Raw genomic sequence first — 16,511 nt, 5'->3', positions numbered from 1 at the left:
GAGCGAAGCGAGGGAACCGGTATGCACAGCACCGTGGTCGCGGGGTTGACGAAGGAGGCTCCGTGACCGAGCGAAGCGAGGGAACCGGTATGCACAGCACCGTGGTCACGGGGCCGACGAAGGAGGCCCCGTGACCGATATCAGCGTCCCGGCCGCGGAGCCGGTGCTGGACCACGCGGTGCGGGCCGCGGAGGCCGCGGCCGAGGCGGCCGGCGTCTCGGTGCGCGAGCTCACCGACATCACTGAGCTCACCAGTGTGGTCAGCCTGTTCGCCACCATCTGGGGCCGCTCCGCGAACCCGCCGGTGACGATCGAACTGCTGCGTGCCTTCACCAAGGCCGGCAACTATGTGGCCGGCGCCTTCGACGGCGACCGTCTGGTCGGCGCCTGTGTGGGCTTCTTCGCCCCGGCGGGCGGCGCTCTCCACAGCCACATCGCCGGTGTCTCCGCGGCCGTCACCGGCCGCAGTGTCGGCTTCGCGCTCAAATTGCACCAACGGGCATGGGCGTTGCTGCGCGGTGTCTCCGAGATCGCCTGGACGTTCGACCCGTTGGTGGCGCGGAACGCCTACTTCAACCTCGTGAAGCTGGCCGCGCGGCCGGTCGAGTACCTGCCGAACTTCTATGGCCCGATGGTCGACGCCATCAACAGCGACGGGGAGTCCGACCGGCTCCTGGTGCGCTGGCGGCTCCGCGACGGCACGGTCGCCCTCGCCGGCCTCGGGGGCGGCGCCGGTGAGGTGGCCGAAGACGAGATGAGGGCGGGTGCCGTCCTCGCGCTGGGCATCGCGGAGGACGGCAGCCCGGTACCCGGCAGCCTTGACGGTGCGACCTCACTCGTCGCCGTGCCCCGGGACATCACGGCGCTCCGCGCGACCGAACCCGAACTGGCACGGCGCTGGCGGCTCGCCGTGCGCGAGGCGCTCATCGGCCTGACCGGCCGCGGTGGCCGGATCGACGGCTTCGACCGTGCCGGCTGGTACATCGTACGGAGGGAATCATGAAACTCACCGGCGTCGAACTGCGACGGATCTCCATGCCCCTGGTCGCGCCGTTCCGTACATCGTTCGGCACCCAGACCACCCGCGACATCCTGCTCGTGCGCGTGGCGACGGACGACGCCGAAGGGTGGGGCGAGTGCGTGGCGATGACCGACCCCCTCTACTCCTCTGAGTACGTCGACGCGGCCGCGGACGTGCTGCGCCGGTTCCTCGTTCCGGCGGTGATGGCGGCCGGCCCGCCGACGGCCCACGCCGTCGCCGAGATCCTCGCGCCGTTCAAGGGCCACCGCATGGCCAAGGCGGCGCTCGAGATGGCGGTACTGGACGCCGAACTGCGCACCGAGGGCCGCTCCTTCGGTCGCGAGCTCGGCGCCGTGCGCGACCGGGTCCCGTGCGGTGTCTCGGTCGGGATCATGGACAGCGTTCCCGAGCTCCTCGACGCCGTTGACGGCTACCTGGCCGAGGGCTACGTCCGCATCAAGCTCAAGATCGAGCCCGGCTGGGATCTCGCGCCGGTTCGCGCGGTCCGCGAGCGGTACGGCGATGACCTCCTGCTCCAGGTGGACGCCAACACGGCCTATACCCTGGCCGACGCGCGACAGCTGGCCCGGCTGGACCCCTTCGACCTTCTGTTGATCGAGCAGCCCCTCGACGAGGAGGACGTGCTCGGCCACGTGGAGCTGGCCCGGCAGATCCGGACGCCGATCTGCCTGGACGAGTCCATCACGTCGGCCCGCGACGCCGCGGCGGCGATCCGGCTGGGCGCCTGCCAGGTGGTGAACATCAAGCCCGGACGGGTCGGCGGATATCTCGAGGCCCGTCGGATCCACGACGTCTGCGCCGCTCACGGCATCCCGGTGTGGTGCGGCGGGATGCTGGAGACCGGCCTCGGCCGGGCCGCCAACGTCGCGCTCGCCGCCATGCCCGGCTTCACTCTGCCCGGCGACACCTCGGCGTCCGGACGGTACTACGCCTCGGACATCACCGAGCCGTTCGTCCTCGACGACGGCCACCTCGAGGTTCCCACCGGCCCCGGGCTCGGACTGGTGCCGGTGCCGGACCGGCTCGCCGAGGTCACCACCGCCGCCGAGTGGCTCACCGGGTGAATGGTCGAACAGGACGAAAGAGAGCGGCTGGATTCGGCGGATTCGACTAGTTGAGCGTGATCTCGCGCGTCTACGGTGAGACCGTGCAGCACGCCGGCACCGCGCGTCCCCGCGCGAATCTCGGACGGGTCGTCGACGACCTCGGCGCGACCCTGCTCGAACTCGCCCACGGCGACCCCGACCGTCCCGGGGAGATCAGCGCCGTCGTGTTCCATGACCCACTCGATCAGCCGGTGCTGCCCTCCCACGCGCTGGTGCTCGGTGTCGGGGTGGAGGCTCCCGGTCACGTCGCCGCTCTCCTGCGCCGGCTGGGGGAGCAGAACGCGGCCGCGCTCGTTGTCCGCGCGCCGGTCCCGCTCACCGACGAGGTACGGGCCGCCGCCGACGAAGCGGCGGTCGCCGTGCTCGGCCTGCGCCGAGGTGCCCCCTGGGGCCACCTCAGCGAGATGCTCCGCTCCCTGCTCGCCCAGGGCGCAGGCGCAGGGCCCGCCGATGAGGAGTCGCTCGGCGGGCTGCCCGCGGGTGACCTGTTCGCGGTCGCCAACGCGATCGCGGCGCTTCTCGACGCACCGATCACCATCGAGGACCGCAACTCCCGCGTGCTCGCCTTCTCCGGCCGCCAGGACGAGGCCGACCCTTCCCGCGTCGAAACGATCCTCGGCCGCCAGGTGCCGGAGCGGTACGCGCGCGTTCTGCACGAGCGGGGGGACTTCCGGGATCTGCTCCGCAGCGACCAGACCGTCTACATCGAACCCTTCTCCGACGGGATGGGCGGCACCACGCTGCCACGCGTCGCCATCTCCGTACGGGCGGGTGATGAGGTGCTCGGTTCCATCTGGGCAGTGGTGCCCGGCCGTCTCAGCGACGAGCGCAACGAGGCGCTGCGCGAGTCGGCCAAGCTGGTCGCCCTGCACATGCTCCGGGTCCGCGCCGGCGCCGACGTGCAGCGGCGAATGCGGACCGACCTGCTGAGCACCGCGCTGGAAGGCGGGGTCGGCGCAGGTGAGGCGCTCGAACGGCTCGGTCTGGCGGGTCAGCCGCTGCTGGTGCTGGGCGTGGCTCTCGACGAACGAGGCCCGCGCTATGACAACTCCGGCAGCGCGACCGTGGTCCACGACCGGCAGCGGCTCAGCGACGCGTTCGCCCTGCACCTGTCGGCGATCCACCCTCGAGCCGCGGCGGCGGCGATCGGCGCGGTCACCTATGGGCTGGTGCCCATGACCGGAGCCGTGGAGACGGCCGGGACACGCGCGGTGGGGATCCTCCAGGACTTCCTGGACCGGGTGGGGGACCGGCTGCCGCCGATCACCGCGGTGGCCCCGGTGGCGCTCGACCTGTCCGATGTGGCCCACAGCCGCTCCTGTGTCGACAGGGTCCTGCGAGTGCTCCGCGAGGGACGCCTCCACCGGCGGATCGGCCGGTTCGACGAGCTGCAGGGCGAAGCTCTGATCTCGGAGTTGCGGGACCTCGCCACGGCCCGAGGCGAGGAGCCGACGGGAGCGTTGGCACGGCTGATCGACTACGACCGCCGGCGCCGCGGCGATCTCGTCCGGACACTCTGCGCCTGGCTGCACGCGTTCGGCGACGTCGTCACGGCGTCCGAATCGATCGCCGTCCACCAGAACACCTTCCGGTACCGGCTCCGGCGGGTCACCGAGGTCGGGCAGTGCGATCTCGGCGATCCCGACCAGCGGTTCGCCTTGATGGTGCAACTGCAGGTACTCCGCGTCGACTCGCCCCCCGACCCTTGACGGCAGTGGTGTCCGGCCGGGAGGCCGGCTACAGCGTGCGGACCGGCGCACCCTTCAGGAAGGCGGCGATGTCCTCCACCGCATCCGAGTAGAAGACCCGGTAGCTGTGTTCGGTGACGTACCCCATGTGCGGTGACAGGAGCGTGCGCGGTGAGGAGCGCAGCCAGTGATCTTCCGGTAGCGGCTCGACGTCGAACACGTCGAGCCCGGCGCCGGCGATCCGGCCTTCTTCCAGCGCTCTGCGGAGAGCGTCCTGGTCCACCAGCCCGGCGCGTGAGGTGTTGACGAAGAACGCGCTGGGCTTCATCGCCCGCAGATCGGCGTCCCCGACGAGGCCTCGGGTACGGTCGCTCAGCGCCATGTGCAGCGACACGATGTCCGCCGAGGCGAACAGCTCGCGCCTGTCCGCCAGGGTCACCTGGTGCTCGGCGGCCCGCTCCGCCGTCAGGTTCGGGCTCCATGCGATGACGTTCATGCCGAAGGCCAGGCCGACGCGGGCCACCCGCGCGCCCAGCCGGCCGAGCCCCACGACGCCGAGCGTACGACCGTCCAGGTCGAGGCCGACGGCCTCCTGCCAGCGTCCCGCCCGGATCCGGGCATCGTCGGCCGCGACGGTCCGTACGAGACCGAGGATCAGAGCCCAGGTGAGCTCGGCCGTGCTTCCGGCGCTGCCGCGGGTACCGGAGACGACGACACCGAGTTCCCGCGCCGCGTCCAGGTCGATCGAGGCATTGCGCATCCCCGTCGTGACCAGCAGCCGCAGCCGTGGCAGCCGCGCGAGCACGTCGCGCGGGAGCGGCGTGCGCTCGCGCATCGCCACGATCACCTCGAACGGTTCCAGCGCGGCCACGAGGGCGTCGGGGTCGGCGATGTGCTCCGCGAAGAACCGCGTCGAGACGCCCGGCAGTCCCTCCCAGTCCGCCATCGAGGCGGCCACCCGCTGATAGTCGTCCAGAACGGCGACCCGAACCTCACTCACGCGTGCTCCTCTGCCAAGGCGAACGAGGGCGGTCTGCGGCCCCGGGAGATGAGCGTAGGAGTCGCGGCGCGGCACGCGACTCCGGGGTCGGCGGGCCTCGGCGGAATCGGCGCGTCAGGTGGCCCGACCCGGCCCCGGAGGGACGCCGTCGGCGGCGGCATCCCTCCAGGACGCCGCCCGCGCGCAGCGCCGCCTGTTCGGTCTCGTCGAGGCCGAGGTCGTCTTCCACGGGCCTCCGCTCAGTGGTACACGGGACCACGTCGTCGCGGTGCCGGCACGGCGGGCGTGTCGGCCTGCGCCGTGGGCGCGGGCGACGGCTCGGCCAGCTCGGCGCGCAGCGCGTTCAGCAGGATGTCCGCGGTGTCGCGGCTGAAGCCGTTGCGGATCACCATGCGCATCACGGCCGTGTCGCCGAGGGCGTCGGGCAGGTGGTAGGCGGGTATCTGCCACCCGTGTTTACGCATCCGGTCGTGGAGGTCGAAGACGGTCGTGGTGGTCTCGGGGCGCATCCGCAAGGCCACGACCGGCAGATGGGTGCCATCGGAGATGACCTCCAGCGCGGGGATCTTCGCGATCTGGTCGGCCAGATAGGACGCCACATCACGGCAGGCTTGCTGCACCGCGCGATAGCCCTCGAACCCGAGGCGCAGGAAGGTGTAGTACTGCGCCACCACCGGCGCGCCTGACCGGGAGAAGTTGAGCGTGAAGGTGGGCACGCTGCCGCCGAGCAGCTCGCAGTCGAAGATCAGCTCCTTCGGCAGCGCCTTCTTGTCGCGCCAGATGATCCACCCGATGCCCGGGTAGACCAGTCCGAATTTGTGGCCCGAGGTGTTGATGGACAGCACCCGAGGCACGCGGAAGTCCCACACCAGGTCGGGCTCGAGGAACGGAGCGATGAAACCGCCCACCGCGGCGTCGACGTGCAGCGGCACGTCCACTCCCCGTTCGGCCTGGAGCCGATCCAACGCGGACGCCATCTCGGCCACCGGGTCGTAGATCCCCAGCGCGCTGGACCCGAGAATGGCCACCGCGCCGATGGTGTTCTCGTCGCAGAGGCTCGCCACCTCGGCCGGGTCGACGGTGAAGCCCGGCTCCCGGATCGGCACGTAGCGCGGCTCGACATCCCAGTAGCGGCAGAATTTCGGCCAACAGGTGTGCACCACGCTGGGCATCACCAGGTTGGGCCTGTCGGCCGGCAGACCCCGCGCTCGTCGCCGCGCGCGCCAGTTGAACTTCATCGCCAGCCCGGCCAGCATCGTCGCCTCGCTGGAGCCGCCGGTCGAACACCCGACACCGTTGGTGCCCGGGTCGTTCCAGAGGTTGGCCAGGATGTTCACGCACCGTGTCTCCAGCTCCGCCGTCTGGCCGTACTGGTCGTGGTCCACCAGGTTGCGGTCCAGAGAATCGGCGATCAATCCCTTGGCCTGGGGTTCCATCCAGGTGGTGCAGTAGGTGGCGAGGTTGAGGCGGGCGTTGGAGTCCAGCATGATCTCGTCCCGGACCAGCGCGGCGGCCGAGTCCGGCGCCATCGGACCGGGTGCCAGCCGGTAGCGAGGGATTCCGCCGGTCGGCACCAGCCCGCTGTACAGCGGCGCCACGGCCAGCTCCACGTTCCGACGCTCGCGATGCACCTGCTTGACCATGTCGACGTCTCCCTGGCGTGTTCGTGGCATGTCCATGGCGCCTGCCTGGCGCGCCACCAGCATGGAATACTCAAAGTAGTCGCACGACTACCCAGTGGGTCACATCTTTGTGCCGATGCCGGATGAGCGGTCACGGACTCCGCTGCCCGCAGGCCGTTTCCGGGTTTTGACCTACCGATCGGGAGCCAGTCGTCGATCGCGGCCCGGACGGCGGTCAGATCGTACGTGCGCTGGTCGACGTTGTCGGCGCGAAGCTCGAACACGGGAATCCCCGCCCGTTCGAGGGGCTCCGTGATGAACCAGCCGCTCCCGCGTGGCCGGCAGGGCCCTGACGTAGCGGGCGGTGGTGGCGTCACCACCGATCGGTGCTTCCGTTCAGGGAACCGGCGTACCCCGCGCGACGCCGGTTGCGGGGGACCACCGTCGCACGCGTATCGGCGCTCGGCCGAGCCTCGCCCGCCGGGGCTGATAACTTCGTGCGGCGCGAGACGGGATGTACGGCCGGACAGGGGGACACGGGTGGCTCAGGCGCGGTGGCGGGGCCGGGCGCGGTACGCCTTCGACAACACGATGTCGAGGGGCACGCCGGCGCTGATCGGGTGGCTCGGCCTGGCCTCGGCGATCTTGATCGTCGTGTTCGCCTCCCTGACGGTGGCGCTCGCGCCGGCCGACGCCGAGCACAACGGGCACTGGCCGGGGATGCTCTGGCGGACCCTGATGCGCGCCATCGACCCCGGCACCGTGGCCGGGGACACCGGCACCCCGATGTTCCTGGGGCTGATGCTCGCCGTCACGGTCGGCGGCATCTTCATCGTGAGCGCCCTGATCGGTGTCCTGACCACCGGCCTGGAAACGAAGATCGCGGACCTGCGGAAAGGCCACTCGAAGATCATCGAGCGGAACCACATCGTGCTGCTGGGCTGGTCGGACCAGGTCTTCACGGTGGTGTCCGAGCTGGTCAAGGCGAACCAGAGCGAGCGCCGCTCCTGCGTGGCGATCCTCGCCGACCAGGACAAGGTCGACATGGACGAGGCGATCCGCCACCGCCTCGGCGACACCGGCAAGACCCGGGTGGTCTGTCGCCGGGGCGATCCCCTCAAACCCGCCGACCTGGAACTGGTCAGCCCCGGAACCGCCCGGTCCATCATGGTGCTCGCGCCGCTCGCCGACGATCCCGACATCCACGTGATCAAGGTGCTGCTCTCGCTCGGAGCGCGGGAGTGGGGAGCGCACCGGCCGCCGGTCGTGGCCGCCGTGACCGATTCGGCCAATCTGCCCGCGGCGCGGCTCGCGGGCGGCCCGGCCGCGCACGTCGTCGACGCCGATGACATCGGCGTCCGGCTCGTCGTGCAGTCACACCGCCAGTCGGGACTGTCGACCGTCTGCACCGACCTGCTGGACTTCTCCGGCAACGAGTTCTATCTGCGCTCCGAGCCGTCTCTGGCGGGCAGGACGTACGGCGACGCGCTCGACGCGTACGAACTCGGCATCCCGACCGGGCTCCGGCGGGCGGACGGGGCCGTCCTGGTGAACCCGCCCATGGACACCGTCATCCAGGCCGACGACGAGATCATCGTGCTGGCGGAGGACGACCTGCTGATCCGGCTCACCGACGATCCGCCGCCGGTCGTCGCCGAAGCGCTCAGCACCACGGAGCCCCAGCCCGCGAAGCCCGCCCGGACGCTGCTGGTCGGCTGGAACCACCGCGCACCGAAGATCATCAGCCTGCTGGACGCGTTCGCGCAGCCGGGATCGGTCCTCGACATCGCGGCTCCCCAGGACGACCCCCGTGAGCAACCGGTCGCCCTCCAGAACCTCACGATGGGCTTCACCCGGTGCGACCCGACCGACCGGGCCGCGCTGGAGACCCTGGACGTGGGCTCCTACCAGCACGTCATCGTGCTGTCCGACGACACCTGCGAGCCACAGCACGCCGACGCGCGCACGCTGGTCACCCTGCTGCACCTGCGGGACATGGAAGAGCGCATCGGCGACCCGTACTCGATCGTCAGCGAGATCAACGACGAGGGCAACCGCGAGGTCGCCCAGGTCACCAAGGCCGACGACTTCGTCGTCAGCGCCCGGCTCATCAGCCTGCTGCTCACCCAGCTCACCGAGAACCACCACCTGCGGGAGGTGTTCGCCAACCTCCTGGATCCGACCGGGTCGGAGATCTACCTCAAGCCGGCCGGCGACTACCTGCTGCCCGGCGCGTCCGCCAACTTCGCCACCGTCGTCGAAGCCGCGCGCAGGCGCGGGCAGACGGCGCTGGGATACCGGCGGCGTGACGGGTTCCACCGGCCGCCCGGCTACGGCGTGGTGCTCAACCCCGACAAGGCCGCCCCGCTCACGCTGTCCGCCGACGACCGCGTCATCGTCCTGGCCGAAGAGTGAGGCCGCCGCACGGCCCGATCTGCGCGGGGCGCCGCAGACCATGAGGGACGATCACAGACGCGCTGCGGTCCACGTCCTATCGAGAACGTCGGACACGACGAGAACGGTGTTGAACGCCCAGAAGGTGACGGCCGCCCACCGGTTCCGTTGTCCGGCCATGGCGGATCGCCATGCCGGGGACGGCTGTGGCCCGTCATCGCGATCGTACGGATCACACAGGTGAGTGCCCGAGGACACGAACACCCGCCCTCTTCTGCGGTGTTCCGGCCGTGAGACGGCGTTGACGCCGTCTTCGTTCCCTGCCATCAGGGCCCCGACGGCGTTCCCTGGCACCGCTTCATCAAGGCTTACGGCGATGCCTTGCCCTACGCATTTGTTATACCTATCACTTGTGCAAGTCTGCAAGTATGGTGGTGCTTCGGCGGAGCCCGCCGTAGCACGCAGTACTCGACCTGGTGGTAGGTGCGTCAAAGGAGGCGACGATGGGGGAGTTGTCCGCGTGGCATTGGCTGATTGTCGCAGCGGTCGCGCTCGTGCTCTTTGGATCCAAGAGACTCCCGGACGCGGCCCGTTCGCTCGGACGCTCGCTGAGGATCTTCAAATCCGAGGTCGGCGGCCTGCGTGCCGGCGAGGAGACCTCGCCCCCGGACATGGCCGCCGCGCCTCAGCGGTCCGTCGACGTCACCACGGTCCCGGCCGGGCACTCGCCCCTGGGGATAGGCGTGGTCGGCGCGTCGGCCGAGACCGCGTCCGCCCGGTCGGGCGAGGACGGTCGGTGACCCTGGCGCCGGGCGGGTTCGCGTCCGCGACGGCCGGGTGAGGGGGAGAGGCGATGTTCGACATCGGAATCGAGAAGTTCGCGCTGCTCCTGGTCCTGGCACTGATCATCTTTGGACCCGACCAGTTGCCCCGGGTCGCCCGCCAGACAGGCCAGACGCTCCGTCAACTCCGCCGCCTGGCCGCGGACGCCACCAACGACCTCAAGGAAGGACTCGGCCCCGAATACGCCGATCTGGACCTCGCCGACCTCAGCCCGCGTCGCTTCATCCAGAAGCACGTGATCGAGGACCTCGATGGGTCGCGCGAGGCCGGGCGGCGTGACGTCGACGGGGGTCTCCGCGGCGGGGGACACGCGCCGTACGACACCGAGGCGACCTGAGCGCGCCACCCGGCCGCGGCCAAGGCCGGCTCGGCGTCGGCATCTTCGCGGACCGGCCGAGATCGGTGGATCGGTGGCATCCCGCGCGTGGTCGCTGATTCGTCCGCAATCGGTTGAGTGGCTTGTCCGCATCTGATATTTGTACAACCCAGCAACTGTCGGATCGGGGTCGATGGATCCGATCAATGCCGCAAGCCCGTATGACGGAGTGACTTCGGGCTCGGCTTCGGGCTCAGAACGCCCGACCCTCGTGTCGGCGATCGGCAGATCGGGAGACTGCATGGCTCTGCGTCAGGTCGACCGGCGCGTGGTCTCGGGCCGCTCACCGGTTCCGGTGGCGGGATTGTGGCGGGCGCTGGGCCTCACATCGGCTTCGGCGTTCGTGTGGGGCCTGGCGCATCTGCGGGCCGGTCGCCGCCTGGCGGGCTTCGCCCTGATGGGGTCGTACGTGGCGCTGGTGGCGGCCACTGTGACGGCCGGGCTGTCGTTTCAGGAGAGAATTCGGCAGATCGCTGTACAGCACACGTGGCTCGGTGCCATCACGATCGGTCTCCTCGTCCTCGCCCTGGTCTGGGCAGGCGTCGTCGTCCGCTCCTACCAGGTGGTCCGGCCGGTCGGCCTGCCGCCCGCGATGCGGGCGGTGGCGGGCTCTTTGGTCGTGGTGATGACTCTGTTGGTCTGCACACCTCTGGTGTACGCGGCGAACAGCGTCTACGTGCTCCGTAACACGCTGTCCAACATCTTCCCCGGAGACGACCACTCCGGGCAGCCGGTGAACGCCGCGAACCCGTGGAAGAACCTGCCCCGGCTCAACGTGCTGCTGCTGGGCGGTGATGGAGGTAAGGACCGCACCGGGATCCGCACCGACAGCATGACGGTCGCCAGCATCGATACCAAGACCGGCGACACGGTGCTCTTCGGCCTGCCCAGGAGTCTGCAGAAGTTCCAGATGCCCCCCCGGCTGCGTTCCCGGTGGCCGAACGGCTACACGGGCGACCCCGGCGACCAAGGGCTGCTGAATGAGCTGTACATCATCGGGGAGCGGCACCCCGAGCTCGAGCCCGGCTACAAGAAGGGGCAGCGCGGTCCGCATCTGCTCGAAGACGTGATCGGATATCTGCTGGGCCTGAGGATCGACTACTACGTCCTTGTCAACCTGAGTGGCTTCAAGGACATCGTCGACGCCATGGGCGGCGTGCGGGTGCACATCGAGAAACGGCTGCCGATCGGCGGTGAACCCGAGCGGGGAATCCCACCGTCCGGCTATCTCGAACCCGGCTGGCACAAGCTCGATGGCGAGAAGGCATTGTGGTACGGGCGCAGCCGGCACGCCGATGATGACTTCCACCGGATGGACCGCCAGAAGTGTCTGCTGAAGGACATCGCCGACCAGGCCGATCCGCAGACGGTCGTCACCCATTTCGAACAACTCGCCAAAGCGGCGCAGAACACCATCTTCACCAACATCCCGTCGGCGCTGCTGCCCGCATTGGTGAAGCTGTCCGGCACGGTGAAGCACGGGGCCGACATCGAGAACATGGCCTACAACCCGTACAAGATCCCCGGATTCCACGTCTACCAGCCCAGCGTGGCCGTGATGCGCCGTGTGGCCGCCGACGCGATCGCGGGTGGTGGGAACCCGCGGCCATCGAGCACGCCGGCCTCCATCCCGAAGAAGAAGCACACGGCGACGGTGACCACCCCTACGGCCTCGGCGGGCGCCGACGGCGGTGCCGTCTCGCTGAAGAACGTCTGCGGCTGAACCTGGAACTCGGTGTGGATGCCGAGACTCGAGAAGGTCTCGCGGAGCAGGCCGAACGTGGCGGGGCCGTTTGCGCACCGAAGGTCTTCTCCGAGAGGCTGGTCATCGGGAACAGGCGGTCGCCGAGCAGACGTGGAGGTTTCATGACGGATACCGGTGCCGGTGAGCCGGAACATCTGTCGCCCGAGCTGCTCCAGGACATGGCAGGCACCTTCGGGCTGCTGGCCTCGACGATGCGCCTGCACATCATGTGGGTGCTGGCCCACGGCGCCTGCGACGTCGGGACGATCGCCGGGCACACCGGCGGGAGCGTCCCGACCGTCAGCCATCACCTGGCCAAGCTCAAGCTGGCAGGGCTGGTGCGGTCCCGCAGGGAAGGCCGGCACCAGATCTACCTGGTCGACGACCCGCACATCGTGACGATCGTGCGGCAGATGGTCGACCGCATGCGAGACCGATCCACCGGTTTGGGACGCCGCCGTGGCGTGGGCGCCTGAATCCGCCTCCGCCCTCCCCGAACCGCCGCCCGATGCGGCCGACGAGCCACGACTTCCCGAAGTACGCGGCCGGCTCGCCGAATACGCCTCCATGCCGGTCCTTCAGGCGCTCCGGCGACTGGACAGTGGACCGCGGGGGCTGGAGGAGGACAGGGCACAGGCGCTGCTGGCGCGTTGGGGCGAGAACGTCATCGCCGCTTCCGCGGCATCGCGTCGGAGTGCCCGCGTCCTGCACGCGCTGACCAACCCGTTCGTCGGCATTCTGCTCGTGCTCGGTGGGGTGTCGGCGGCCCTGGGCGCGATCGGCGCGGCCACCGTGATCGGCGTGATGGTGCTGATCAGTTGCTGGCTGCAGGCCCGCCAGGAGCAACGGTTCGATCGGGTCGCCGACACCTTGCGGGCGATGGTGGTCACCACGACGACCGTCGTACGCCGCGCGAGCACCGAGGCGCCCCCCACCAGCCGGGAGATCCCGGTCGACCAGCTCGTCCCCGGTGACATCGTGACCCTGGGCCCCGGCGACATGATCCCTGCCGACGTACGGCTGCTGCGGTCGGCGAGCCTGGCCGTGGATCAGGCCGTACTGACGGGGGAGGCGCTCCCGGTCCCCAAGCAGGCCACTCCTGAGGACGCCGTCCCGGACGCCTCGGCCGTCGGCCGGTCGACCGGCGATCTGGCGACGATCGACTGCCCGTGGCTGTGCTTCATGGGCAGCACGGTCACCGCCGGCACCGGTACGGCAGTGGTCCTCGCCACGGGCGCCGCGACCTATTTCGGCGCCATGCACGCCCACCTGGCGCCACGACGCGCCGAGACCGCCTTCGACCGCGGCGTCAAGGGGGTGTCACGGGCGCTCATCGGCCTGATGCTCGTGTGCGCCCCGCTGGTGTTCATCGTCAACGCCGCCGTCCACGGCGTCCGGTTCGCCGCCCTGTGGTTCGCCATATCGGTCGCGGTCGGCCTGACACCGGAGATGCTGCCGGTCATGGTGAGCACCGCGCTGGCCCGAGGAGCGCGAGCCGCCGTCCGCCACAAGGCGGTCATCAAGCGGCTGCCCGCCATCCACAACCTCGGCGCGATGGACGTGCTGTGCACGGACAAGACCGGCACACTCACCCAGGACCAGGTGGGCGTCGACTGCCACATCGACCTCGACGGCCGATCCGACCCACAGGTCGTCCGCTGGGCGGTGCTCAACAGCGCCATCGCGGCGCACGGCGACGCGATGATCCTGTTCAACGAGCTCGATGAGGCATTGCTGGCCTATGCCGATCAGATGAGCGTTCCGGTCGACGACGTCACCACCGTGGACGTCGTCGCCTTCGATTCCACGCGCCGCCGCAGCAGCGTCGTCGTGCGAGCGGACCGCCTGGGGACCGACATCATGATCACCAAAGGCGCCGTGGAGCAGGTCCTGGAATGTTGCACCCGGATGCGCCGCCAGGACGGTGACGTCCCCCTCACACCCGCGGACCGGCAACGGCTCAGCGACGTCGGCGACCGGTACGCCGCCGACGGGGTACGGCTGCTGGCCGTCGCCATCGCCGACAAACCGGTACGCCCGCGCGGTTACGGACGCGGTGACGAACGAGACCTCACACTGATCGGGTTCGTCGGCTTCCGTGACCGTCCGCGCGAGTCGGCGGCCGCGGCGGTCCAGTCCCTCGCGGCGCGCGGCGTCGCCGTGAAGGTTCTCACCGGAGACCATCCGCTGGTCGCCGCCCGTATCTGCCGGGACGCCGGCATCGATCCGGGGCGGATCGTGCTGGGGGACGACATCGATGCGTACGGCGACGCCGAACTCGGTGACCTCGCCGACCAGACCACCGTGTTCGCGCGCATCGACCCGGAGCAAAAGGCGCGGATCGTCCGTGTACTGCGGGCGGCCGGCCGTACGGTGGGGTTCCTCGGCGACGGAGTCAACGACTCGCCCGCTCTCCGCGACGCCGATGTCGGGATCACCGTGGACGGCGCGGTCGCCATCGCGCGCGAGTCCGCCGACGTCGTCCTGCTGCGCGGAGACCTGTTGTCGGTCGCCGAGGCCATCACCGAAGGGCGGCGCACCTTCGCGAACATCAAGAAGTACCTGGAGATCACCATCTCCTCGAACTTCGGCAACGTGCTCTCGATGCTGGCGGCCAGCGTCCTGCTGCCGTTCCTCCCGATGCTGCCGTTGCAGATCCTCGTCCAGAACCTCTGCTTCGACCTGTGCCTGCTGCCGCTCGCCTTCGACCACGTCGACCAGCGTGCGCTGCGCCGGCCGCGGACGTTCGACTCGGCTCGCCTGACCCGATTCGTCCTGTGGCTCGGACCGGTCAACACCCTGGCCGATCTGACCGCGTTCGGCATCTTGTTGCACATCACCGGCCACCATCCCGGACCGGCCGCCCAGGCGATCTTTCACACCGGCTGGTTCGTCGAGAACCTGCTCACCCAGGCGGCCGCGGTCCACCTACTGCGCAGCCGCCGGCTGCCCTCGCTGCGCGACCACGCCGCGTTTCCCGTCCTGCTGGGTACGGCGGCGATCGTGACCATCGCCCTGGTCCTGCCGTGGTCGCCCCTGGTCGTCCCGCTGAGAATGACGGCCCTACCCGTGGTCTGCCTGCTGGCACTGGTCCTCGTACTCGCCCTCTACTGCCTTCTGATCGGCGCGGCCAAAGCCGTGTGGCAGAAGCTGGACCGGCGTACGTAGCGGCGGCACGGCGGGCCCGGTCACGCCTGGAGCGGGACGGGGCCGGTGGAGGAGCGGACGATGAGCTCGGTCGCGAGCTCGACGTGCAGCGCCTCGTGCTCCTGCTGGTCGAGCAGCCGCGTGTAGAGCGTGACGGCCATGCGGCCCATCTCGGCCAGCGGCTGCCGGACGGTGGTCAACTGCGGGTGGGTCGCGCGGCTCAGATCGATGTCGTCGAAGCCGGCGATCGAGAGGTCGTCCGGGACCCGCAGGCCGCGCTCGGCGGCGGCGCGCAGGGCGCCGACGGCCATCTTGTCGTTGAAGCCGACCAGCGCCGTGGGCGGGTCGGGCTGGTCGAGCAGTTCGCCGGCGGCCCGGTGGCCGTGATCGACGGTGGGCTCGGGGACGTGCCGCATGAGGTCCGGGGTGGGCAGGACACCGACGTCGGCGAGCGCGGCGAGATGACCGGCGGTACGGGCGTCGGTGACGAGCCAGTCGCGCGGGCCGGCGATGATGCCGACGCGACGGTGCCCGAGGGCGACCAGATGGGCCATGAGCGCGCGGGCCCCGGTGAAGTGGGCGGCCGAGACCGCCGCGAGGTCGCGCGGGGGAGTCGTGCGAGGGTCGACGACGACGAAGGGGAAGCCGCTGTCCCGCAGCCGGACGAGGTCGTCGGCAGGTTCGGGCGGCAGAATGAGGATGGCGCCGCCGATCCCGGTCCGTGAGGGCAGGCGGCGCAACGCGTCGGTGCGCTGGGCGGACTCGCCGGCGTTGAGAAGCACCTCCAGCCGCTGGGTGGCCGCGGCCTCGGCGATCGAGGAGACGATCAGGCCGAAGTAGTCGCTCAGGACGTACGGGCAGCGGACGTAGATGACGGGGGAGCGCCGGTGCGGCGGGCGGCGGCCGAGCCTCCCGGCGGCCTCCAGCACCACCTCACGCGTGCGCGGGGCGACGTTGTTCTGGCCGTTGAGCACGCGGGAGACGGTGGCGATCGACAGCCCGGTCTCCTCGGCGACCTGCCGGACGGTTGCTCGCTGTCGCACAGGCTGATCCTCTTTCATCGCCCGTTACATGTGGCCTCCTTTCCCGAGGGTAACCGACGGCCTCCCGACGCCTCGAGCCCATCATCCGGGGACGCGAAGGCTCTGTCGAAACGGAGAGTACTACTTTCTTCACGGCGAGAAAAAAGTTGAGTCATCTGATTGACACCTTGATGTGTTCGGTGTTTCCTTCCAGTTGCCACCGTTGCGACGTCCGGGTCCGGCGGCGGCACCGCACGCATCGGACCTTCGAGGACCGTCACGCTCTCCAGAGTGACGGGGTCCGGCCCCGACCGTCCCCGCCGACGCCGGCGTCCGCCTGGCGCGACGGGCACTCTCGACCAGGGAGCTCCGGCATGCCTCGACCAGATCACCCGTCTCCGTGCGCCGCCGCCTTCACGTTCCCCCGCACGCCTCATCGCAGCCGGAGCCTTCTCGCCTGACCCACCGCTGAGCCCCGCCGTGCCTCGACGGCGGCAACGGGCGGACCGAACCGGAAATCGGACCGT

General features: G+C 70.1%; 12 protein-coding genes. 9 read left to right on the top strand and 3 right to left on the bottom strand.

The genetic code is table 11. The annotated features are described in order from the left end of the window. Positions 1-130: 130 nt before the first annotated feature. Genes NDW01_RS34875 through NDW01_RS34865 form a run of 3 tightly spaced genes read left to right on the top strand, consistent with a single transcriptional unit; the run spans position 131 to position 3,857 of the window. On the top strand, positions 131-1,003 hold the full coding sequence (locus tag NDW01_RS34875; RefSeq protein WP_252828627.1) for a GNAT family N-acetyltransferase: 873 nt from the start codon (positions 131-133) through the stop codon (positions 1,001-1,003). Continuing rightward, complete coding sequence (gene menC / locus NDW01_RS34870) at positions 1,000-2,106, top strand: o-succinylbenzoate synthase (RefSeq protein ID WP_252828626.1); 1,107 nt, start codon at positions 1,000-1,002, stop codon at positions 2,104-2,106. The genes NDW01_RS34875 and menC overlap by 4 nt, the downstream gene beginning before the upstream one ends. Positions 2,107-2,162: 56 nt before the next feature. After that, positions 2,163-3,857, top strand: a complete 1,695-nt coding sequence (locus tag NDW01_RS34865) for a PucR family transcriptional regulator (RefSeq protein WP_252828667.1) — start codon at positions 2,163-2,165, stop codon at positions 3,855-3,857. 28 nt (positions 3,858-3,885) lie between these two features. Here the strand turns inward: NDW01_RS34865 and NDW01_RS34860 are convergent, their stop codons facing one another. Further along, a complete protein-coding gene (locus NDW01_RS34860; RefSeq protein WP_252828625.1) occupies positions 3,886-4,836 on the bottom strand; it encodes a D-2-hydroxyacid dehydrogenase family protein in 951 nt (316 codons plus the stop codon). A gap of 239 nt (positions 4,837-5,075) precedes the next feature. After that, a complete protein-coding gene (locus tag NDW01_RS34855) occupies positions 5,076-6,509 on the bottom strand; it encodes a glutamate decarboxylase (RefSeq protein WP_252828624.1) in 1,434 nt (477 codons plus the stop codon). Between the two features lie 489 nt (positions 6,510-6,998). Here NDW01_RS34855 and NDW01_RS34850 point away from each other — a divergent pair, with 489 nt between their 5' ends. From NDW01_RS34850 to mgtA, 6 genes are all read left to right on the top strand, one after another. Further along, positions 6,999-8,873 carry a CASTOR/POLLUX-related putative ion channel gene (locus NDW01_RS34850; protein ID WP_252828623.1) on the top strand — a complete coding sequence of 625 codons (1,875 nt, stop codon included), beginning with the start codon at positions 6,999-7,001 and terminating at the stop codon, positions 8,871-8,873. A gap of 482 nt (positions 8,874-9,355) precedes the next feature. Next, positions 9,356-9,652 carry a Sec-independent protein translocase subunit TatA gene (tatA, locus tag NDW01_RS34845; protein ID WP_252828622.1) on the top strand — a complete coding sequence of 99 codons (297 nt, stop codon included), beginning with the start codon at positions 9,356-9,358 and terminating at the stop codon, positions 9,650-9,652. Between the two features lie 53 nt (positions 9,653-9,705). After that, entirely contained in the window at positions 9,706-10,032 is a 327-nt protein-coding gene (locus tag NDW01_RS34840) for a sec-independent translocase (RefSeq protein WP_252828621.1), read from the top strand. Positions 10,033-10,312: 280 nt separating this feature from the next. Next, positions 10,313-11,794, top strand: coding sequence for an LCP family protein (locus NDW01_RS34835; protein ID WP_252828620.1), 1,482 nt, complete (start codon positions 10,313-10,315; stop codon positions 11,792-11,794). Between the two features lie 143 nt (positions 11,795-11,937). Continuing rightward, positions 11,938-12,291, top strand: coding sequence for an ArsR/SmtB family transcription factor (locus NDW01_RS34830; RefSeq protein WP_252828618.1), 354 nt, complete (start codon positions 11,938-11,940; stop codon positions 12,289-12,291). Next, positions 12,275-14,983 (top strand): magnesium-translocating P-type ATPase, encoded by a 2,709-nt coding sequence (gene mgtA, locus NDW01_RS34825; RefSeq protein ID WP_308211846.1) that lies wholly within the window; start codon positions 12,275-12,277, stop codon positions 14,981-14,983. The genes NDW01_RS34830 and mgtA overlap by 17 nt, the downstream gene beginning before the upstream one ends. Before the next feature lie 20 nt (positions 14,984-15,003). Here mgtA and NDW01_RS34820 read toward each other — a convergent pair whose 3' ends face one another. After that, a complete protein-coding gene (locus NDW01_RS34820) occupies positions 15,004-16,005 on the bottom strand; it encodes a LacI family DNA-binding transcriptional regulator (RefSeq protein WP_252828615.1) in 1,002 nt (333 codons plus the stop codon). Positions 16,006-16,511 lie beyond the last annotated feature (506 nt).

The organism is Actinoallomurus soli (assembly GCF_024055715.1).
GTDB classification, from domain to species: Bacteria; Actinomycetota; Actinomycetes; order Streptosporangiales; family Streptosporangiaceae; genus Actinoallomurus; species Actinoallomurus soli.
Note: the sequence above shows the minus strand (reverse complement) of the source record. Positions and strands in the feature narration are given on the sequence as shown.